This window comes from Geomicrobium sp. JCM 19038 (assembly GCF_000698125.1).
Classification (GTDB): Bacteria; Bacillota; Bacilli; order Bacillales; family Marinococcaceae; genus Geomicrobium_A.
Map to the genome: position 1 here is coordinate 316376 of NZ_BAXA01000002.1, position 22209 is coordinate 338584.

General features: G+C 40.0%; 19 protein-coding genes. 6 read left to right on the forward strand and 13 right to left on the reverse strand.

Translation table 11 applies throughout. The annotated features are described in order from the left end of the window. Positions 1-170: 170 nt before the first annotated feature. Positions 171-1247 carry a phosphodiester glycosidase family protein gene (locus JCM19038_RS04340; RefSeq protein ID WP_042414912.1) on the forward strand — a complete coding sequence of 359 codons (1077 nt, stop codon included), beginning with the start codon at positions 171-173 and terminating at the stop codon, positions 1245-1247. After that, complete coding sequence (locus JCM19038_RS04345) at positions 1214-2365, forward strand: S-layer homology domain-containing protein (protein WP_081831598.1); 1152 nt, start codon at positions 1214-1216, stop codon at positions 2363-2365. Before JCM19038_RS04340 ends, JCM19038_RS04345 begins: the two co-directional genes overlap by 34 nt. A 46-nt stretch (positions 2366-2411) precedes the next feature. Here the strand turns inward: JCM19038_RS04345 and JCM19038_RS24240 are convergent, their stop codons facing one another. From JCM19038_RS24240 to JCM19038_RS04385, 9 genes are all read right to left on the reverse strand, one after another. After that, on the reverse strand, positions 2412-3593 hold the full coding sequence (locus tag JCM19038_RS24240; protein ID WP_081831599.1) for a CotH kinase family protein: 1182 nt from the start codon (positions 3591-3593) through the stop codon (positions 2412-2414). Beyond that, positions 3593-5410, reverse strand: a complete 1818-nt coding sequence (locus JCM19038_RS24245) for a CotH kinase family protein (protein WP_193745035.1) — start codon at positions 5408-5410, stop codon at positions 3593-3595. Before JCM19038_RS24245 ends, JCM19038_RS24240 begins: the two co-directional genes overlap by 1 nt. Positions 5411-5470: 60 nt before the next feature. Further along, positions 5471-6148 carry a CotH kinase family protein gene (locus JCM19038_RS24250; RefSeq protein WP_193745036.1) on the reverse strand — a complete coding sequence of 226 codons (678 nt, stop codon included), beginning with the start codon at positions 6146-6148 and terminating at the stop codon, positions 5471-5473. Continuing rightward, positions 6076-6981 carry a CotH kinase family protein gene (locus JCM19038_RS24255; protein WP_081831601.1) on the reverse strand — a complete coding sequence of 302 codons (906 nt, stop codon included), beginning with the start codon at positions 6979-6981 and terminating at the stop codon, positions 6076-6078. Before JCM19038_RS24255 ends, JCM19038_RS24250 begins: the two co-directional genes overlap by 73 nt. Continuing rightward, on the reverse strand, positions 6939-7856 hold the full coding sequence (locus tag JCM19038_RS04370; protein ID WP_042414930.1) for a leucine-rich repeat domain-containing protein: 918 nt from the start codon (positions 7854-7856) through the stop codon (positions 6939-6941). The genes JCM19038_RS24255 and JCM19038_RS04370 overlap by 43 nt, the downstream gene beginning before the upstream one ends. Before the next feature lie 67 nt (positions 7857-7923). Continuing rightward, positions 7924-8562, reverse strand: coding sequence for an accessory Sec system S-layer assembly protein (locus JCM19038_RS04375; RefSeq protein WP_193745037.1), 639 nt, complete (start codon positions 8560-8562; stop codon positions 7924-7926). Then, on the reverse strand, positions 8511-8837 hold the full coding sequence (locus JCM19038_RS24260) for an SLAP domain-containing protein (protein ID WP_052361065.1): 327 nt from the start codon (positions 8835-8837) through the stop codon (positions 8511-8513). Before JCM19038_RS24260 ends, JCM19038_RS04375 begins: the two co-directional genes overlap by 52 nt. Then, on the reverse strand, positions 8830-11208 hold the full coding sequence (secA2, locus tag JCM19038_RS04380) for an accessory Sec system translocase SecA2 (RefSeq protein ID WP_042414934.1): 2379 nt from the start codon (positions 11206-11208) through the stop codon (positions 8830-8832). The genes JCM19038_RS24260 and secA2 overlap by 8 nt, the downstream gene beginning before the upstream one ends. Before the next feature lie 52 nt (positions 11209-11260). Next, positions 11261-12076 (reverse strand): lipopolysaccharide assembly protein LapB, encoded by an 816-nt coding sequence (locus tag JCM19038_RS04385; RefSeq protein ID WP_042414937.1) that lies wholly within the window; start codon positions 12074-12076, stop codon positions 11261-11263. Positions 12077-12397: 321 nt separating this feature from the next. On the opposite strand from JCM19038_RS04385, the gene JCM19038_RS04390 reads away from it, so the two are divergent. The 4 genes from JCM19038_RS04390 to JCM19038_RS24265 all read left to right on the forward strand — a co-directional run bounded on the left by JCM19038_RS04390 (position 12398) and on the right by JCM19038_RS24265 (position 16031). Continuing rightward, positions 12398-14452, forward strand: a complete 2055-nt coding sequence (locus tag JCM19038_RS04390) for an SH3 domain-containing protein (RefSeq protein ID WP_042414939.1) — start codon at positions 12398-12400, stop codon at positions 14450-14452. Positions 14453-14548: 96 nt separating this feature from the next. Beyond that, positions 14549-14875, forward strand: a complete 327-nt coding sequence (locus JCM19038_RS04395) for an S-layer homology domain-containing protein (RefSeq protein ID WP_042414941.1) — start codon at positions 14549-14551, stop codon at positions 14873-14875. After that, entirely contained in the window at positions 14872-15450 is a 579-nt protein-coding gene (locus tag JCM19038_RS04400; protein WP_042414943.1) for a CAP-associated domain-containing protein, read from the forward strand. The genes JCM19038_RS04395 and JCM19038_RS04400 overlap by 4 nt, the downstream gene beginning before the upstream one ends. Next, complete coding sequence (locus JCM19038_RS24265) at positions 15447-16031, forward strand: CAP domain-containing protein (protein ID WP_255343344.1); 585 nt, start codon at positions 15447-15449, stop codon at positions 16029-16031. Before JCM19038_RS04400 ends, JCM19038_RS24265 begins: the two co-directional genes overlap by 4 nt. A 66-nt stretch (positions 16032-16097) precedes the next feature. Here the strand turns inward: JCM19038_RS24265 and JCM19038_RS04410 are convergent, their stop codons facing one another. The 4 genes from JCM19038_RS04410 to JCM19038_RS04425 form a co-directional block, all read right to left on the reverse strand. Beyond that, positions 16098-19073, reverse strand: a complete 2976-nt coding sequence (locus tag JCM19038_RS04410) for a CotH kinase family protein (RefSeq protein ID WP_042414947.1) — start codon at positions 19071-19073, stop codon at positions 16098-16100. A 119-nt stretch (positions 19074-19192) separates the two neighbouring features. Further along, complete coding sequence (locus JCM19038_RS04415; protein WP_042414950.1) at positions 19193-20221, reverse strand: LCP family protein; 1029 nt, start codon at positions 20219-20221, stop codon at positions 19193-19195. A gap of 122 nt (positions 20222-20343) precedes the next feature. Beyond that, positions 20344-21342 (reverse strand): LCP family protein, encoded by a 999-nt coding sequence (locus JCM19038_RS04420; protein ID WP_042414954.1) that lies wholly within the window; start codon positions 21340-21342, stop codon positions 20344-20346. Between the two features lie 59 nt (positions 21343-21401). Beyond that, positions 21402-22043, reverse strand: coding sequence for a YigZ family protein (locus JCM19038_RS04425; RefSeq protein ID WP_042414957.1), 642 nt, complete (start codon positions 22041-22043; stop codon positions 21402-21404). Between the last annotated feature and the right edge of the window lie 166 nt (positions 22044-22209).

Below are 22209 nucleotides of genomic sequence, written 5' to 3' on the forward strand. Positions count from 1 at the left end.
ATTCGTATCTTTCTACTCATACCAACGTTATTCGTACTGCAACGTTACACAAACCGTCTAATTTAGCAGGCATTAGACACCAATTTGCATTATTCTCCAAGTATTGACAGTTTAATGACTTTCACTTAAGCTACACCTATTATACTATGAAAAAAGGTGGGGTTTTTGTCGTGGGGAAACGGTTGTTGCGAGCACTTGGAGTATGTGCAATAGTAGGACCATTAATGATTGCGGATGCAGGAGCACAGTCATTGTCAACGGGAGTCAACCATGAAAGTAGTCAGGGGAATCATCATTTAAAAGTCAATCTTAATGATGTTCATACGAAGATGGGCATATCCTATTCGCAACCTTTGAACCAGTTAACATCCACACTTTCGCATGCAGAACGTGCATCAAGGGACGGTTTTGCTGTTGTAGGTGCCGTGAATGCAACGTTTTTTGATATGAATCACCGTGATCAACCGTCATTTAGCTTAATTACAGAACATAACAAAATTATTAATTATGGCAGAAACTCACCAGACAGCAGTCATTATCGTCAACATCCGATTGCTTTTGGGGTCATGAGTGATGGGACGGCAATGATTGATCGTTTCGATAGTCGTTTACGAGCGAGTAGTGGAAGTCGAGAATTTTCGATACATAATATGAATGCTGAACGTTCGGCAAACTCTGTTAGTTTATATACATCTCAATTTGTTCGTGAACGAACAGGAACGAATGAGTATGGTGTGGAGGTTGTTGTTAGAGGTGCGGATCGAGATGCTGTACAAAATTTCGGATTTGGTGAAGTAATTGAAGGCACAGTAGAAACCGTAGGCTCATACGGTCAACCTGGTAATAGTCGAATTCCTAGTACAGGTTTTGTTTTATCAGGTCACGGAGATGGTGCAGATCACTTACGTCATTTAAGTCCTGGAGATTCTGTGAGAATTGAAGCGTCGATTGACTCGAAATGGCGCGACGCCGAGTTAATGCTAGGGAGTGGTCCGCAACTCGTTAGAAACGGCCAAGTAGACGTTAGCATGGATCTTAATTCTTGGCGTGCGCAACAAGTTACAGAGCGTGCAGCTGTCGGAGTAAGTAAAAATGGACAAGAAGTGTTTATGGTGACGACACGAAACATGAACATGTTGCAGTTAGCTGAACATATGAAGAATTTAGGTGCGCATTCAGCATTGAATTTTGATGGTGGTGGGTCTCTACACTCGTGGGTAGACAAGACAATAATTTACGTGCTCTAAATCGTACAGGCTGGTTGCGTCCAGTTCCATCAGCGCTCCTTGTTGGGTATACAGGAGATCTTTCTGTGCCTGTGCAAGCGAGTATAAGTTTTGGAAGTGGAAACCAATTTCTCGTTGGTTCAACATTTCCTGTTTCTGTTGACGTGTTAAATGGAATTGGACAGAAAGTCTCTAGTGACGAAGCGAATGGTGAATTAAGGGTGAGCGCTTCAGTAGGAGAAATATTAAATGGGCAAGTAACGGTCCAAAACGTTGGCTCAGGTGGGATCTCTTATTCAGTTGAAGGTAGCCAAATTGCAAGAAGACCGATCTCTTCAACGGATACGATTCATGATTTTGGGTTGCCAACATCGATTACGATTTCTGTGGATGGGCGAACGAATCTCGATGTAAAGCCGAAAGATTCTAATGGGAATGAAATTCGTTATGACGGATTACAAGTCGAAAAAGAAGTTATAGGGAACGTAGGTCGGATCGATAGTCGCGGTCGTTTCCATGCCACGAATGCTGGAGACGGCGAAGTCATTATAACCATTGGTAAGGCAGAGACGAAGGTGCCAGTTACAGTGACTGAAGCTTCTCCTTTTAATGATGTACAAACTAATCATGCTTATTATGAAGAGATTCTATTTGGAGTGGAGCGAGGCTTCTTTAGGGGTTATCCGAACGGAGATTTCCGTCCAAATCAAAATGTGTTAAGACAACACGTAGCGTCAGTTCTCGTTAGGGAGTTTGACCTTGAAGGTCAGGCAGCACCGAATCCTAATTATGTAGATGTTCCGGATGATCATGGGACGTTTAGTGAAATTGCAATTGCAACAGAACAAGGCTGGGTACAAGGGAATCGCTCAACTGGAAAGTTCAGACCTACTTCTGCATTAACACGTGGTCAAATGGCTATGGTTTTGACGAGAGCATATGACCTTGATGCTGGAGATGTAAGCACGTCATTCTCTGATGTTAAATCAAGCGATGAGCCTTATGAAGCCATTCAGGCTCTTGCATCAAAAGGAATTACAACAGGTTATTCTGATGGAACATTCAGGCCAAATGAACCGATTTCAAGGGCTCACTTTGCAACATTCATGAAAAGGCTGATCGATCATCTAGAAGAATAAGAAATGAAGAAATACGCCACTCAGCATTAAAATGAGTGGCGTATTTTTAGTGTATTTCAATTGATTCTACAACAATTCGATTTCCTGCAGATCTTTCGTTGCTGTTACGTACAAAGATTTCTACATGGTGCTCATCGCCAGTTAGGTCGCCTGACTCAAATAACAACTGAGTGTGCTGATCTGTTGAGTTGTACGTATCAATGGTGTCAACGAAGTCACCATTAATATAAATATCTGCTTTCCCACCGATTCTTTCGGAATAACCGTACCAAGAAAAGGATTCTCCACGGAATGTAAACGTCAAAGAGTCGTCAGGGTGTTCGTTGTAGATAACCTGATTGTCACTAGCCATTTCATACCAGTTGGTGCCATGTAGTTCTATGGCTCCACTTTGCCCATCTAATTGATCACCAACGTCAGCAATTTCATAGGCGTCTACATAATAAATTGCTTCAATGTCTTCTTCATTAAAAGCGGTGATAGTGCTCATTCCAGCTTCGTGAATCATCATCTTTTCATTATCGATAATTTCAATTGAGTCTGTGTTGTTAGAGGTCCAAGTTGCACCTTCTGATACAGGTTGTAGAGAAATCTGTTGTTCCAATGCTTCGACACTTAGTTTCTCTAAGGATACTTCCAGCACTTCAATGTCTAGTACCAACTTTGGCTGATGATCTGCATCATCTGAGAAGACAATTTCTGTATGACCTGGACCTGAAAGCGTAATGTTTAATGCGTCATCTACGGAAGCGACCGAGGAATTAGAACTGCTTGCAGTTATTGAGGGATTTGTGAAATCAATTTGAATGGTTTGACCCAAATTGTATCTACCCGTCCATTGGTCGATGAGATCATCCGCAGTTGTGTTGTTAATCGAGAACTCATCTGTAGTCATAGATGAAATGGATACCTTCCCATAACCATCGAGCTCAAATTGGCGCATAAGATGAGACTGCATGTGTCTGCTACGGTCCGCTGCGAAATCACGTAAAACATCAATATGTTCATCCCATTCTTCCATGGACCCAATCGTTCCCCAGCGCTCAATATGAGAGGGCATTTCTGGTGCTAGTACGTCTTTTTTGCTCTCTATTTCATGATGTACATGCTCTGGTGAGAAAATCGTACTCAAATAATGAAACGACCGATCAATAAATTCTTGTTCAAACTCTTTATTCTCTAATAAAGACTGAAAGATAAATGTTGCCCATTGGAACCGCGTAGTGATTAGGCGTTCAAGGGAATCTTCATGAGGACCCTTAAACCTCTCATATCAAAACCAGCATCGGTATCAAATAATGCGAACTGCCATTTCCCATGGGGCTTCTCCCTATAGAAAGTATAGTTATTGTGTGGCCAATCATTATTATCAAAGTAGATTTGACTTATATAATAATCTAATAGGCTATTGAGGTTGATTTGCTGAGCTACCTTTTCAAAGTTTTGAGATTCACCCATGTCATGTTCTCGAATGAATTGCTCAAGATGCTCGTACGCAATCGTATCTCCAATTGTAGCAATTACATCATCATCTAAAGTATGTTCAATGACATCTAAGTTTTCTTCTTGGATGTTATGCTTCAATCGAAAGTAATGATGATCGTAACGTTCTCTAATGTTGTAAATTCCCCAGTCATCCCCGTTAATAAAGAGACGTGCTGGTCGATATAATTGTGTGTCGAAGTCTAGGTTTTGTACTAACCCTTGCATGAAAGCATCTCGAAAGAACGTCTTGTTATAGTCTTGTCCAGAGTTCCGTAACAATAGGCGATTGAATCTTTGTCGTTCATCATATCCAAAGATAGTATGCCTGAAGCGATTTTCACCGTAATCGGAACGTGCATAAAGGCGAAATGATTTTTGGTCGAATGTTCTAGATTGGTTTCCATGTATACGCATACCTGCATGTTGAGAGAGCGCTAGGCTACCATCAGTTTCAAATAGTTGAAGGTGAATAGGGCGTTCCCATTCTCTACCCCTTTGCATATAGTTTCCTGTGAATGCTGGCATTGGTACATCATCACGGTGATAAATTCCTTTTGTGTATATACCCTTTCGTTCATCGAATAAATTAGCTTCATCTGTAGTAATTGCAATGATGGGTAAAGTACTTGATTCATCAATTAAATAAGATTGCACGAATTCTGTAGTATCGTGATTTTGCTCTGGAAAAAATTTAGCTCGCACGTTCATCGTTTCGTTAACAGGGATTGGTTCTGTATAAACAGTAGCATCACTAGTTACCTCTGTATTATCTACGGTGTAGCGAATGTCTCCTGCAGTTGCTATTGCATCAAGTTGAAGTTCTAGAGTTTCTGAATAGAGCCCAGCCTCGTGACTGAAATGTATTGTATATTCAGGCCTTGGTATATCAATCTCTAATTCACGGTCAAATAAGGGAACTAATGGCTCTTCGTCTTCTAAGTTATTACCTTGAACATATAATCTTTCTACTAAATTAGGAAGATGAACAATCGGTTCAATGGATGTAATATTGTTATAACGTAAATTCAAATTTTCAAGTTGGTGAAGGTCACGCAATGGTTCAAGTGACTCAATTTCATTTTCTTGTGCATTTAAACTGCGTATATTAGGATGATTTTTTAGAGAATCAAGAGAAACTACGTAATTTTCTCTGATGTTTAAATTAGTTATTTGCGAAAGGTTAGTAAAAACAACGATATTTGAGATGTTGTTATCTTCCAGGTTTACGTCCGTAAGCCTCCGCAGGTCTTTCAAGTAACTAATATCTTCAATTTTATTGCGGGAGGCACTTAAACTTTCAAGACTTTGAAAGTGTTGAATTCCGTTAAGGTTTTCAATTTGACGGTTAGAAAGGTCTAACTGAGTGATGCCCTGAAGATCTTGAAAAGTAATATCATCATCTTCTTTTAGGTTTAGTTCAGATCGTATTGCTAGATCAAACTGTGGATCATCAAATGAAACGTTACTAGAAAACAGGTACGCTAATGACCAGACACAGGCAAGAGCAACTAAAGCAAAGGCTAGTGTAAAAACTTTCTTTTTAATGTCGCATGCCCCCAAGCATTTCATGGTATAAAAGGTTAAATGTATTAAGGTTTATAACTCTCGTATGCAAAGTTACTAAGAATGAACTTTTACAATAATTGAGAGTAGGTGGTTTCCGAGATCATCCGAGAATATTATTGTTGATTCACCGGAACCAACAAAAACAAGTTGATGATTGTTGTCTACAGATACGACAGATTCGTCAGTAGAAGATGCATTAATATCGCTTGCATTGGGAATGTCAATGGTTAATGGAACATCATTAAAGTACTTTCCAGTCCACCCCTCTTCAACTTCAAAATCATACGAAGCCATTGTAATCTGTTCTGTGGTAGCTTTAGCTATGTTTATTTCTACAAAACCATGAAGTTGGAAGTGAGATTGAATATACTCTCGTAAATGAGTAGGTCTGTTAGTGACAAATTCTTGTAATTGTTGGATGTGATGTTCCCATTGATTGTAATTAATAGGCTCTTCCCAACGATTTATATGGCTATGCATGTCTCGTTCAATTGTAGCTATCATTGAAGATAGAAGTTCAGATGCATGGTTAGACTTAAATGTTGTGTTCAGTTGGTGAGCAAATCGTTGAATAAATTGATGTTTAAATTCTTCATTTGTTAATAAAGAAGTAAACAAAAACGTTGCGAATTCGTCTGTTCCTCGAGTTGTAATCCACGCTAAGGTGTTATGTTGGAGGCCAGTATTGCGATCCGTAATATCTGAATTGACATTTGAAAGGCTAGTCGCCACTTGCCATATGGGCGTTCTCGCCAATAATAAAGGTTACCATCAATCCATTCAGTATTTGCGGCATAAATTTGTGTAATGTAAAAATCAATAAAGCTATCAATATCAATTTGAGTAGCGATATAACGATAGCTCTCATTACTTGAAGCGCCATATTCACGTATGTAAGCAAGCAGCTGCTTGTAGTCAACGTTATTGCCTTCGATTGCTGTTCCATCACCTTCAAGTAAATCTAAGTCTTCTTCTAGTACTTGTTCAGCAAAACGAAAATAATGCGAATCATATCGTTCACGTAAGTGATAAATCCCCCAATACTCTCCATTCAAATAAACATTTACTGACTGAGATCGTTGAGTTTCAAAATGTGAATCTTTAGTAAGTTCATGGATCAACGGGTCATGTAAGAGTGTTCGGTTCCAGTCTTGGTTACCGTTGTGTAGAACTAGTCGATTAAATTGTTTTCGTTCATCAGGACCAAAGAATGGATATTGAAACCTGGCCTCTCCATAATCATCTCTTGCATACAACCTCAAAGACTTTCGATCAATTGATGAATCAGTTTCAGCGTGAATTCGTACACCTGCATGTTGGGTAAAAGTAGAGTTGCCGTCTTTATCGAATAGTTGTAAGAAAATGGGTCGCTCCCATTCTCGTCCTCTTTGCATGAAATTGCCTGAATACAAGGGGTTCTCCGTGTTTGAATAAATGCCAGATACATAAATACCTTGCTGATCGTCAAATAAATTGTTGGCATCTGTTGATATAGAAACAATAGGTAAGTAAGAGGTTTCATTTATAAAGTATGAATTTGCGTGTTCACTCGTTTCCTCTGGCACTTCTGGTAGAACTTTGCTTTTAAGGTTGTATTTTCATGAATAGGTACTGGGTTCGTATAGACTGGATCTTCAACTGTTACTTCACTATTGTCCGTCGTGTATCGAATATCTCCTTCAGTTTCGCCAAGTGTTGATAGTTTAATTGAGAAAAGTTGGTCGTAAAACCCAGGTTCATGAGAAAACTGAATGTTATATTCTGGCCTTGGGACGTCAACGTCTTGAATTTCATCATAGAAGTCTGATAGTAAATCAAGGTCTTGAATAGGATTACCTTCTAAATACAACCTAGTTTGAAGAGATGGTAAATGATTGATTGGCAACAATGATTCGATTTGATTGTATTGAATGTTAAGGTCCTCTAAATGCTCAAGATTGGAAATGCTAGTAATCTCATTAATCCGGTTCTCTCGAACATTAAGTGCTCTGAGATAATCTAATTTTTCTAACGGTGCTAAAGAAGCAACGAAATTCTCACGAATGTTGAGAATCTCAAGCTTATTAAGAGCTTGAAGGGGTAAAATCTCTTCAATTACATTGTTTTCTAGATTCAACTTCTCAATATTTGTTAAATGTTGAATTGGAGAAATATCTACAATAGCATTATGAGATAAGTCTAGTAATGTTAACCGTTCAAAGTGCTCAATCCCAGAGAGGCTAGATATTTGGTAACCTGATAAATTCAACTCAGTTACTGTAAACGTTAGTGACTGGTCAAGCTGCTCATCTTTATCGATATTCAGTTGCTCGCGTAATGCCTTTTCAAGCATTGGATCATCAATTGAAAGATTTTCATTTTGGGAAAATAAGTAGGCACTAGTCCAAACTGATATACAAAGGCAGATGAGCAAAGCTAATCCGAGTATTCGCTTTAACATCAAGCTTAACTCCCCCTAAGCGCTTTTAAAAAGGCTGATGAATGACTTCATCAGCCTAATAAAACAATTATTTCTTTGGCATGTATACTTTCCATTTATCAAGTGAATACGATTCTTTTATTAACATACTTTGCGGGAAAATAAAAACCCAAGGTTTACTTGTATTTGCTTTTACTTTTAGATCTTTTGGCGTGAAGGAAGCTTTAGCTAGCACATCGCCAGTAGCATCTTCAAGTACGAGTGGAACTTTTTCAAGGTTAACCGTTTTTTCTGAGCCATTTCTTATGAGAATGATTAACTGCACATCCCCGTTTTCTCGAGTAGCGGCCTTTAGCCCGAGTAAATTAACTTCTGATACTTTTGGACGTTCTAGTCGATTAACGAGTGATTTTAGATCCTCAATATCTTTACTAGGTAGTGTCTTTTGCCATTTTTCATCAAGATCTAGGGAATGCTTTCGTTGAGAAGGTTTTAATTGAAAAACGACTTTCCATCCGTTTTCAGGCTTTTCACCTACATTTAACTCTTTCTGTGAAAAAGCAATTACCCAAGGTCGACTACTATTTGGTGGTAGTTTGCCGACTTCTTTTAAGTTGATTTGTTTCCGACCAATAACTTGATCATGGTGATCAAGAAGTGCTAAAGTTGTCTCTTTTAACTCAATGGTTTTATCCATGCTATGGCGAATAAATACGGTCGCTTCCAACTACCTTCGTTGTTTTCCGGTTCTTCAATCTTAATGCCTGAGATTGACAACTGGTTCGGTAATAGTGGTGAACATTCAATGTTTAGGAACTGAAAAGAGTAAATATCTTCTTGTGGTAGCTTCCAGTCTGGGTGGATCGATAGTTCGGTTTCGACTTCATTTGTTGTTTCAACTGTACTTGCTACTTCGTCATGCAAAAGGTCTTTAGAAGAAATGGGCATTTCATTTCCTTCTAATTGCATTTGTTTGTCTTTTTTTGAAAAAAAGTTACGCATGGTTTTTCACTCCTTTTGTTACTGATGTGAGCGGTCGCAAAATTCGAGCTAAGTACATTGAAGCATCACGCTCCACCTGGTTGTACATTCGAGTAAATAACTCGTAGCCTTCTTTGTTGTACGTTCTTAGTGGATCTTCTTGACCGTATGAACGTAAGTTAATTCCTTCTTTTAACTTTGCCATATCTTCTAATTGCTTTAACCAATAGGAATCAATAACACTGAGCATTACCTTTCGAGCTTGAGCTTGTACACCACTTTTCTCTTGTAAAGGCTCAAGTACTGCAAGGTAATCAACTAAAGCGTTGTTAACGACCTGTTGGATGTCTTCAGTTTCTTCAACTGCTGAAAACTCGTACTCTGACATTACAGGTACCATGACTTGAAATGTTTCTTTTAGTTGTACGAGATCCCAATTCTCAGGGACTTCTTCTTCAGGAGTATGCTCTTCTACAAGCCGCTTTGAAGCTGACTTTAAGCTTTCAATCCAAATCGATAATGGATTCTCGTCAGTCATGACTTTATCACGCCATTCGTAAACGACTTTACGCTGGTCATAAATGACATTGTCTAATTTCAAATTATACTCACGGATGGAAAAGTTCCCTTGTTCACTCATATCTTGAGAACGATCAATTAGAATTTTTGCCTCCTCATCCGAAATAATGCCATTTTCATTGATATGTAGTTTTGGTAGAAGTTCATCAATATCTTCTCGTGCAAACCGCTGCACCATATCATCTTCAAGTGAGATGTAGAATTGCGTAATCCCTGGGTCGCCTTGACGTCCAGAGCGGCCTTTGAGTTGGTTGTCAATTCGACGACTCTCATGTCTTTCTGTGCCGAGAATATAAAGACCACCGAGTTCGGCAACGCCTTCACCTAACATAATATCTGTACCTCGCCCTGCCATATTCGTGGCAATCGTTACTTGTCCTTTTTGTCCAGCAAGGGAAATCAATTGAACTTCGTTTTCAACACTTTTTGCGTTTAACAATTCATAGGGAACCTCAGCTTCATCTAAGTAACTAGCTACAGTTTCTGATTGAATAATGGAACTTGTTCCTACGATAACAGGTTGCTCTTTTTGGTGTAAGTCTTTTACTTTTATTGCTACAGCGTTGTATTTCTCTGCACTTGATCTAAAAATGACATCATCGTTATCAATACGGATGCGTTCCTTATTAGATGGGATTTGTATTACATCCATGCCATATAGCTGTTGCATTTCTTCTTCTTCAGTTTTTGCTGTACCCGTCATTCCAGAGAGTGATGGATACATCCGGAAGTAGTTTTGAACCGTAATGGTCGCTTGCGTTTTATTTTCTTGCGTGATTTCTAAATCTTCTTTCGCTTCAATTGCTTGATGTAAGCCTTCACCTAAGCTTCTTCCTTCCATAATGCGACCAGTGAACATATCGACAAGTTTAATTACGTCCTCATCAACGATGTAGTCGACATCTTTATGGAACATTACTTTAGCTCTTAGAGCTTGAAGTACAAAATGATAGAGAACATGGTGTTCGAGGTCATATAAGTTGTCAATTCCAAACGCCCGTTCAACTTTTGTAATCCCTGAGTCAGTGAGGTTTACTGATCTTGCAATACGATCATAAGAATAGTCTTTATCTTCTTTGAACGATCGAGCCATTCGTGCACAAACGTAGTAAAGGTTTGGGTGCACGGTTGTTTTCCCAGCGATGACAAGTGGCGTTTTAGCTTCATCAATAAGAATTGAGTCAATTTCATCGATAATAGCGAAGTGAAAAGGACGTTGTACACGATCACTTATCGTTGTTGCCATGTTGTCTCGTAGATAGTCAAACCCAAACTCACTACCTACTCCATAAGTAATATCGGCATCGTATGCTTTTACTTTGTCTTCTGGTGTTAGTTGTGAGTGATTTATACCAACTGTTAGTCCTAAAAATTGATGTACTTGTCCTATTGTTTCAAAATCACGTTTGGCAAGGTAATCATTGACAGTAATAACATGCACACCTTTACCTTCAAGTGCTCGTAAATAACTAGGCAAAGCTGCAACTAGCGTCTTCCCTTCTCCTGTTCCCATCTCTGCAATGTCACCTTGACTAATGGCTAGTCCACCAAACAATTGGACATCATAAGGTCGCATGCCGAGTACTCGAAATGCTGCTTCTCTTACAGCGGCAAACGCTTCAGGTGTAACCGCTTCAAGTGTTTCTCCATTTTGGAGTCGCTCTTTAAGCTGGTGTGTTACTTGTTGTAATTGTTCATCTGTATAGCTTTGATAACTTGGTTCTAATTCGTTTACAGTTTGAGCGATTTTCTCAAACTTTTTAATTTGTTTTTGCTGGTGATCTGGAATAAACTTCTTCACAGCTGAAAACATGGTATGCATCCTCCTCATTGTTTCCGATCAGACAAACCAATAAATTGGAGTATTAATCTACACTTTCTTCTAAAAATTGTTGATAGAAATTAAGTGTGTCGTCCCCAAAGTTAGTAATGAGGTTTCTAGACGGTGCAAATGCCATTTCCATTGCATCTTGTGCACGTTCATCGTCGCCCATTTCCCGGTAGGCTTGACTTTGTAAATAATAAATTGACGCATCATCTGGAGAAAGCGTGGCTAGTTGATCGTAAATCTCAATACTTTCTTCATAATTGCCAACATGATGATGTGCTCTTGCAATTGTAAAGAACCCATCGCTCCCTAGTTCCTCATCATTAGCAGAGTCTGCCCAAGCAAAGATCATCTCTGCTCCACGCTCTACATCTCGGCCCGATTCCATTAATGCTCGTGCAAGCCTTAATGTACGTGTGTGATCCAAAGGATCTGCTTCATATTGTTCAGAAAACGTTTGAATGGCATCATCTACTAGTCCTTCAGAATTAGGGAAAGGACTTTCAATGTGTGCTAGCAAAGCATCGTAATAAAGGTTTGTAAAAGGTGCAGCTTCTTCGGGCTCTTCATCCACCCAATCTCTAAAGAAAACAATCCATTCATTATAGTGACCAGCATCTAGGTCGTCAGCGATAATACTTGAGACATGACTCGGTGATAGTTGATCAAGACGAGTTAAGTCAGACATGTTGTACATGACAGACTCATTTAAAGTGAAGTCATCGTCTTCTTCATACCCAAATTGTTCAAGGTCTACTTCACGTTCATTAGCGAGGTGACGTTCCATTCCCATCGTTGAACAACCGGTAAGAAAAAGCACCGACGAAAGGAATATCGGAATACATTTATTCATCGTAATCTCCTTTAAATTCTTAAGGTCTACACGGAGGTAAATCTAGTTTTCTACATCTAATTTAGTGTATAAGAATTACTTGAAAAAGAAAAGGTCATTCAAAAGATCTTTAAAGTTCTGACAATGAATTTGACGCTAATTGTCATGGTGAGTTTCAGTGAAATAACAAGAGTGATCCCGTTTATTGATGTTTTTTGTAACGAAACTGTTACGCTATGACAAACTTTTCCATGATATGCTATAATGCGAGCATATTTAACTAGGAAAAATGGAGGAGGGAAGAGAGGGTCTTAATTTATAATTAAAGGGGTTTTGGCACATATGCGTCGACGTGTGTTTCTTTTCGCTCTAGTGGCTGTCGTTCTTTGCATGCCGTGGTTTACAGATTTACATAAAGGTTCTGTTTTTCAACCGTTAACGGCTGAAGCTGCTACTTTAGATGTGCCTTTTGACGGAACGGTTGTCGTTTCTTCTGCTTTAAACGTTAGATCAGGTCCAGGAACATCGTATGATCGTGTTGGACAGTTACGTAACGGATCAACGGTTAAGGTTCTCAATGTTCATAACCAAGGACAATGGTATGAGATAGAAATGAATGCTAGTACAGGATTTGTACATAGTAGCTACATTCAAAAAATAGAGAAGGACGTCCCAGACCAAGACGTCCCAAGTGAAGTAGAAAGAGAAGTGTTAGATCGAGCAGTTGTGACAGCGAATACTTTAGTTGTTCGAGATCGCCCTAGCGGGAGTGCTACAATCTTAGGGCGGTTGACTTCTGGTACCGAAGTTGAGATTACAGAATATCAAGAGAATTCTCGTTGGGTAATGATAAATTATCAGAGTGGTTATGCGTATACTCATCTTGATTATTTACGAATTGAAGAAGATCAGGCGCCAGAGCCACCAGAAATCGTTCAGCCAGAACCTGATCGTATTACTTCAATTGGTATCGTTACGCATCGTAATTTGGCAATTCGTCATTCAGCGAGTGGTACGGCTGAACGAGTAGGTGGTGTTACAACTGGCGATGCGTTAGAAGTTTATGGAGAAGTCAATGGTGGCCCGTGGGTAAAAGTGCGCTTTAATAATCGCGATGCTTACACACATAGTGGTCACTTAACCTTACTTGATGTAGCAGGTTCGTCGTTACCAATTATTGAGCGTGGGGTAGTGAATCACAATAACCTTGCTGTACGCACGAGTCCTAGTGGATCATCAGAACGAGTAGGTGCATTGACTCGAGGAGATGCGGTAATTATTCATGAGCGAATTGGTAGTGGACCGTGGGTGAAAATTACGTTCAAAGGTGGTATTGCCTATACTCACCGTGATTATCTACGAATACAAGATAACCCATCCACACCTGAACCTACGCCACCAGCCGTTACAGATCCAGTTGATGAACTTGGTGATGTTGTAGCTACAGGTGTTGTAAATACATCTTCAAGACTTGCGGTTCGAGTAAGTCCTAGTGGTTCTTCAGACTCTCTTGGACATTTACTAAATGGTAATGTTGTTGAGATTTATGAGTTCATCAATGGGGGACCGTGGGTAAAGATTTTATACAATGGGCAAGTTGCCTATACTCATGCAGACCACATGAATGTCACTCAAGTTGGAGAAGCGATTGAATCAGCCACTGTGAGTCATCACAACCTTGTTGTGCGGAGCGGTCCGGGCGCAAGTCACGCTATCATTCATCGATTATCACGAGGTACACAAGTACAAATCTATGAATATGTGAATGATGGACCCTGGGTTAGAGTTTCCTTCTCTGGTGGGGAAGGCTATACGAGTGTTGAGCATTTAACTGTTGGATCAACAGGGAATGGTCCGCTTGCAGGAAGAACAATTGTCATTGATGCAGGACATGGTGGTCATGATTCTGGAGCAACAGGCAATGGACTAGTTGAAAAAACGCTTAATTTACAAGTTTCTAGAGAGCTTGCAAATCGTTTGGAGCGTGGTGGAGCCAACGTTATTATGACAAGATCAAATGATACGTTCATTGAATTGGTTGAACGCGCTCGTATTGCAAATCGAGCCAACGCCGATCTTTTCATAAGTGTTCATGCAAATGCGTTTCCTGCTGCAAGTGCTAGAGGAGCAGAGACGTTCTATCATCCAAATGATGGTCCTGATAGTCGGAGGTTAGCAACTGTGCTTCAAAATCGTCTCGTTCGTGATACTGGCATGAATCATCGTCGAGTTGACCCTGCGAACTTCTCAGTACTAAGAAATACAAACATGACAGCTTCATTGATCGAGCTTGGTTTTGTAACGAATGCTGGTGATGCAAGCATTATGCGTCAACCTGGTTATCCGGCAAGAGCGGGCGAAGCACTGTACCAAGGAGTGCTAGACTTCTATCGTTAAGAAAAAAGCTACGTAACGACTCGTTACGTAGCTTTTTTTGCCTCATAACTAGTAATATTTGTTATTATGAAAGAAAGAGATGGAGGGGGTACACCTATGAAGAAAATTTTGGGCACTAGCGCACTAGTGGTAACATTACTTGTTTACCCATCATTTGAGGCTAACGCAAGCTCCTTTAGCGATGTGAATGATTCGTATTGGGCAACTGAAGAAATTGAGTACATATTTTCTAAAGAAATCATTACAGGTTATCCAGATAGTAGCTTTCGTCCTGATCGGCAGGTGTCGCGCTCTCAGACCGCAGTGATGTTAGATCGTGCGCTTGAGTTAGATGATGTTTCAGAAGATCGAGACTTTGGAGATGTTGATGAATCGCACTCGAATTATGACGCCATTCAGAGAGTAAATGCCGCAGGATTATGACCGGAGGGGAGAATGATCAATTCCGCCCTTCAGAACCGCTAACACGAGCGCAAATGAGTGCTGTATTAACGAGGGCATTTGATTTAGGAGCAGATCGCGAAGTCGAGTTTAGGGATTTGAATCATTTGCATTGGGCTTATGATGAGATTGCTCCTGTTGTTACGAATTATATTTCGACAGGTAAAGGAGACGGAAGCTATAGCCCTAATGAGCAAGTGACTAGAGCGCAATTCAGTGTGTTTATGGCGAGGGCAATCAACGAAGACTATAGAACGTCATCAACGAACGAAACCTTTTACGGTGGCGAATGGACATTTGATGGAATTAGGATTGGAGATTCAGCAGAAGAGCTACAGCGTCTTCACGGTGACCCTGAGCAAGTTTTAGATAGTGAGTACGGATTCCGTTGGTACGTCTATCATGATGACTGGGATCGTTACATTCAATACGGGATTGAAGACGAAACAGTTGTTGCTGTATTAACACCTCAGGAGCGTTGGCGTTCAACTAATGATATAAGTAAAGGGTCTAGCAAATCAGCAGTACGTGAGCAGTTAGGGAGCCGGAATCAATAGTCGTAAAAGACGGAATGCGCTATCGGGTTGACAACGGACAAAAAGATCTCTTCTCAGTAAATGATTACTATGTAACGTATTATTATGATTCACATAATGGTGATGAGGTTTCTAGTGTATTTGTTATTGATGAAGCAGTAGAAGATGAATATGATCAATACTATCCTGATGCAACAGGTACAATTCGTAACACGTATGAAACTCAAATTGTTTATCTCGTAAATGCTGTACGTGCCTCTTACGATTTAGGTTCACTAGAGCGTTTAGATGATGCATCAGAGACTGCCTTAAATCATAGTCGAGATATGGCAAGGCACAATTATTTTAGTCACACAAACCTTGAAGGTCTTAGTCCATTTGATCGAATGGATGCTGATGGAGTAGAATACCATTCAGCAGCCGAGAATTTGGCTCGTGGTCAAGTCCGTCCGTTGGATGCAATCGAGGGGTGGATGAACTCTGATAAGGGCCATCGTGAAGCACTTCTTGGTAACTACACACATACAGGTGTAGGGATTGCATTTGATGAATCACGTAACAATCGTCCTTATTACACACAGCTTTATTATACGTTACCTTAATTAGCAGTTAAATCAAAAAAAGCAAGAAGGTGCACAACATGCACCTTCTTGCTTTTTTAATATGTGTTAATTAATCGTAATTTCGTCGATACTGACATAACTTTCGTCATCTTCATCAGTGCTAACATCATCTACAACAATTGTAACTACGTGCTGATTTTCGTCTAAGTTCGTCACTTCAAACGAAGACTCGTTATCCTGAACTGTATCATATAGCTCACCGTTAACATATACAGAGGCTTCACCAAATGGTAAATTCGATATGTTTGTCCATTCAAACCCAGTACCGATAAAACTAAATGTCGCTGTAGCTCCTGTTTCTTGAGAATACCGCATCACGTGATCCGCTTCTTCATCACGAGAACGTTCAGACCATCCGCCAACATAATTAATGGCACCTTCTGCATTAGGATTGATGGTCGTGCCTGATTCAGCGATTTCCATTACGTGAGTATGCTGTACTTCTACAATCTCACCACTAGAATCTATTCCAAATAAGGTAGCAGCCCCGTATTGTTGGGCTTCAAAAGTGCCGTCTTCCTCTATAGCGATAATACTTTCATCGCTACTAATCCATGAGATTGTTTCGTTATGAGTTGGTTCCGCACTTCCTTCGCCTAATTCAACATACTGATCATCTTGTTCTACATGCTCTGTGTTGAAATGCAATTGAAGGATGGAATTACCCTCAGCATTCGTTACTGTGACATCTGCTTCGCCTTCACCCACAAGTAAGATTGAATTGTCGCTCGTTATTTGAACAACATCTTCATTTGAAGATTGTATGTCAACTTCTTCATTAAAATCAGTTTGGATTGGTGTGTTTGTAAAATAAATACTTGTGTCGCCATCTTTAGCTTCAGATAAGTCAAAGCCTGCAAGACCCCAGTCATCAATACGAGTATTAATAACTGTCATTTCACTCCAACCATCTAATGCAAAGTGTTGAGCGATGTGAGCACGATTAAACTGTTGACGGTTCATTGCAAAATCACGCAAAATATCTACCTGATCCTCCCATTCATCAAGTGAAACAGGCTCATTCCAACGTTCAATATGATTTTGCATTTCTGGTTCTAATGTTGCATGGAATTCATTAATACGCTCTATAACGTGATTCGCTTCAAAACGAGTATTTAAATAATGCGCATAGCGATTAATAAATTCTTGCTTGAATTCTTCATTTTGTAGTAATGACCGTAGCAGAAATGTTGACCAAGAAGAGGCCTCGTTCGTTGCGTGCTCTAACGTGTTATGCATAGCAGAAGACCTGGTAGTCGGTAAAGCGAAACCAAAGTCGGTATCAAACAGCGCCCATCGCCACTTACCATGAGGCCGTTCACGCCAAATGTTTACATTGTTATGTGGCCAGTCAACATTACCAAAGTAAATTTGTGAAATATGATAATCGATAAAGTTATCAATATCAATTTCATTTTGGATTTGTTCATAAACTTCTGGGTCCGAAGAGTCAGAGGTCGTCATCATTGATCGAAGTTGCATAAAGTCGTGATTCGAGCCTTCTACTTCTTCACCGTGATTCTCTAATAAATCTAAGTTTTCTTCGGAAACGTCATGAGCAAACCTGAAATAATGGTTATCGTAACGTTCACGAATGTTAAATAATCCCCAGTCTTCACCGTTTACATAGAGCTTTGCTGGCCGATATAATTGGGTCTCCATATTTAAATCTTCAACGAGCGATTGCATCATCGCGTCTCTAAATAATGTTCGATGCCAATCTTGACCAGAATTTCTTAGAATAAAGCGGTTATAGTAATCACGCTCTTCTTCACCGAATAGTGAATGACGAAATCGATTTTCGCCGTAATCAGAGCGAGCATAGAAGCGCAAGGATTTGCGGTCTAGAGACCGTGATGCACCGCCGTGAATCCGAATTCCGGCGTGTTGCGTTAACCCAATTTCACCATCGGGCTCAAACATTTGCATAAATACAGGACGTTCCCAATGCTGGCCACTTTGATGATAGTTACCTGTTAAGTTTGGATTCTCAGCATCTGGATTATAGTAAATCCCTGGTGTGTAAATGCCATATTCTTCGTCCCAAAGGTTCGCTTCATCGGTAGCAATTGAAACGATGGGCAAATGACTTTCCTCATCGATGATGTAAGATTGGCCTTCTTCAGGTCCTTCTTGGCCGTTGTCGCTAAAGAACTTTGCACGAACCGTCTGCCCCTCATTGATTGAAATGTTTTCATCATAGACAGGTGAGTCTTCAGTTACTTCGCTGCCATCAACGGTATAGCGTAGAATACCATCAGCGTCTGCAAGAGTATCAATTTCTACAACAAAAGGCTCTTGATAGACCCCGCCTTGTTGAGAGAATGTTACATGGTATTCTGGGCGAGGAATGTCGATGTCCTCAATCTCATCATACAAATTAGTTAGTGTAAGGAGATCTTCAATAGGGTTTCCTTCAACGTAAAGACGCTCACGTAATAAAGGCAGCGTAAGTACTGGCTCGATGGATGTAATTTCGTTGTAACGTAAATTTAGATCTTCTAGAAATTCTAATCCTGAGATTGAATCAATAGAAGTAATTCGGTTCTCACGAAGGTTCAAGTCTTCAAGATAAATGAGTTCTGTTATGGGCTCAATGTTTTCCACGTGGTTTTCCCTAAGGTTCAGGCTTGTTAACGACGATAATTCAGCTAAGTAATCAATCTCATAAACATTGTTATTTTCAAGAGAAAGTGTTTCAAGTCTTTCAAGTTCTGAAAGGGTTGTGATGTCTTCAATTTTGTTATTCGTTAAATCTAAGGAATTGAGCATTTCAAAATGTTCAAGGCCTGAAAGATTTTCAATTTGCTGGTTAGATAAATCAAGTGAAGTAATTGAACGAGCAAGTTCTGCTGTAACACCTTCACCTTCTTCTAAGTGTAGATCCTCTCGTATCGCCTGTTCTAAAAACGGGTCTTCGAATGTAAGGTCTTGACTTTTGGCAGCAATAAAGGCTCCACCCCAAGCGACCCCGACAATAACGATAAGTGTGAGCAATATCGTTATATGTTTGACTTTCATAAAAGCCTCCTTATCGTTACTAGTAATTCATGATGTAGGCATTAGTAACGCTCTTAATATATCAAATTTGAAAGCAATCGGCAAAAAACAAGCGATGAAAAGATATTCTTTTCATCGCTTTAATCGTTTTGTTTCTCACCTGCGGTTTCAGTATGGTCCATAGGTGTGGAGTCATCATCAAGCTCTAGGTGATTGCGAAGTGCAATTCTTGAATTAGCAAGTGATGTGTCGTCCACATCAAAGTAAAACACACCATTCACGTAAGTGCCTTCACCTTCTAATTGATGTCGCTCTATGTCATCTAATGAAGTGACATAATTATGAAAAGCACTGATGTTATTGAAACTTCCAAAATTGTGCTTCATGTTGTTTTGGAGGTCTTGGAACGCTTGGCTGTAATTGGAGAGGTTAGAAACGGATGTTGCCTCTTCAATGAGTGCCTGAATCACTTCGGTTTGTCGCTCCCCGCGAGCGAGGTCGCCGTCTGATTTACGGTGACGAACGTAAGCGAGAGCTTCTTCCCCAGTTAACGTTTGTTCCCCGGCTTGAATGTGATAGGCGTCTGGATTACCATCTGCATCTTGTTCACTGAAGGCGTGAGATGCATCAACGTCTACACCACCGAATGTATTCACAATATCAATAAATGCTTGGAAGTTAAGCGTCACATAGTAATCGACGGGCACATCAATGAAGTTCTCAACCGTCTCTACGGCAAGGTCAGTACCTCCAAATGAATGGGCGTGATTAATTTTGTCATGAGCTTCTCTACCTGGAATGCTTACGTATGAATCTCGAGGGATGCTTAGCATCTTTACAGATTGTTCGCTGTGATTAAATGTTGCCAAGACGATAGCGTCAGATATCCCAGAAACTTGACCATCGCGATTGTCTACACCTAGAAATAAAACGGATATATTGTCTATGGAAGGGTCAACTTCAACATCTCGTTGCTTTGATACCGTTCCTCGATCAAGTTGTACATCGGTATCACGAGTGATTTGATCAGCTTGATAAATGGTATATGCAAGTCCAACCCCTACAGCAATAAAAGCCAGTGATGCAAGAGTAATCATTGAAACTATGATACGTTTCTTTCGACGTCTTTTGCGTTCAAGACGTAAGGAACGTGTTTGTTCTCTCGCCATAAAGCTGGCTCCTTCCATGCTTCGTTCACTTTAATTCAAAACACATTAGATATATTTTACATGATTAGTAGAACAAAAGTAAATAAAGTTATTTCTAAATGTGTCGGAATTTGTTGCCAAGCCTATGGCTGCTCAGGATCGTCTAATTCTAGGTGGTTTCGCAATTTCAATCGCGCATTTGCAAGTGATGTGTCGTCGATGACAATGACTTCAGATCCGTCAATCCGTTCAAACGTTCCTTCAAGCTGAAATCGTTCCATACTGTCTAAAGAAGAGGCATATGAATGAAAGGCAATAAGTTCTTGAAAACCTTCAATATTATGATTCATATTATTTTCCAAGCTTTTAAATGCATCATCATAATTACTAATGTTAGAAATTGACGTAGCTTCATTAATTAATGAAGCGATGACCTCCGTTTGACGATTTCCTCGTGCGAGGTCACCATCTGTATTACGGTGGCGAACATAAGCGAGGGCCTCTTCACCGTTAAGCTCTTGCTCACCTTCATCAATGAAAATGGCATCAGGGTTGTGTTCTGAATCTTGTTCGGAAAACGAAATATCGGAATCGACCGTAATGCCACCAAAAGTATCAACAATCTCTATGAATGCTTGAAAATTAATCGTTGCGTAATAATCAACAGGTACGTCAAGGAAGTTCTCGACGGTTTCGACCGCTAAATCGTGCTCCCCATAAGCATGAGCATGGCTGATTCTTTCAGAGCCACGGTCTGGAATCTCTACATAGGAGTCCCTAGGGATGCTGAGCATTTTAACGCTGGAGTCATCACGATTGAACGTAGCTAAGATCATGGCATCACTTCGGCCTGAAACAGCGCCTTCGCGGCTATCCACACCTAGAAAGAGCACGGATACATGATCGTCTTGTATGTTTACGGACTCTTGGTCGGGGCGCAAATCAGATATCTCCCTTGGGAGTGGTTTGAACGTATCGTTCGTTAAGCCTGATATTTGCGACCATGCCCACGTTAAACCGCCCCCTACAACGAGGAATAAAAGCGTTGCTACGGTTATGAAAAAGACAGCAATTCGTTTTCTTCTACGTCTTCTACGTATTTTACGTCGTTGGAGCGTTCTTGATTGTTGTTCTTCTTCCATAGGAACCTCCTTTCTTGACTATTTCCCGGGAAATTTGTCTAACTTTGTTCATTATTGGATTATCTTTTTTCGCGATCTTCTTCAACATAGGACGTTTCTGTTGCATTGTACGTTACACGATCGTTCGAGATTTCTACGAGCCAGTTTTCATAATTTGTTGTTTCTTCAACGGGTGCAGCTGTGAGAAAGGTTACATTTTCTGCATAGTTTATGTCAATTAACATGTACGCTGATTGACGAAGTTCATTTTCTATTTTTCCTAGCAATTCGTAGGAAGACGTTACTTCGTAGTGTTGCATTAGGCTTCGTTCAACTGCTCCAATTTCTTCTATACCTACGGAAACACTGCTTCCATATGCACGAATTAACCCGCCTGCACCGAGCTTAATTCCTCCAAAGTATCGTGTTACAACGACAACTGTATCTTTTAGTTTTTGTTTGAGGAGGACATTTAGCATAGGCACTCCTGCAGTACCCGAAGGTTCGCCATCATCATTGGCTTTTTGAACTTCATCATTTTCACCGATTACATAAGCAGAGCAGTTATGATTTGCATTCCAATGTTCCTTTTTTATCGTTTCAATGAATTCCTTAGCTTCATTTTCAGTTGTTACACGTTTCATGTGCGTAATAAATCTTGATTTTTGTATTGTTTGTTCAGCTTGACCCGTTTTTTTAATTGTATAGTACGAATTGAGCATAAAGTGGAATTTCCCCTTTCGAGACTGTAACTACTTTATAATGTTTTTGTAACACACGAAAAGCGATAAACATGATAGTGTCAGACATGTCAGCGTTTTGTATAACAACTAACGCAGAATATGTTATTTCTTGAACTTTTCTTCTTAATAGCCGTTTAGACCTCTA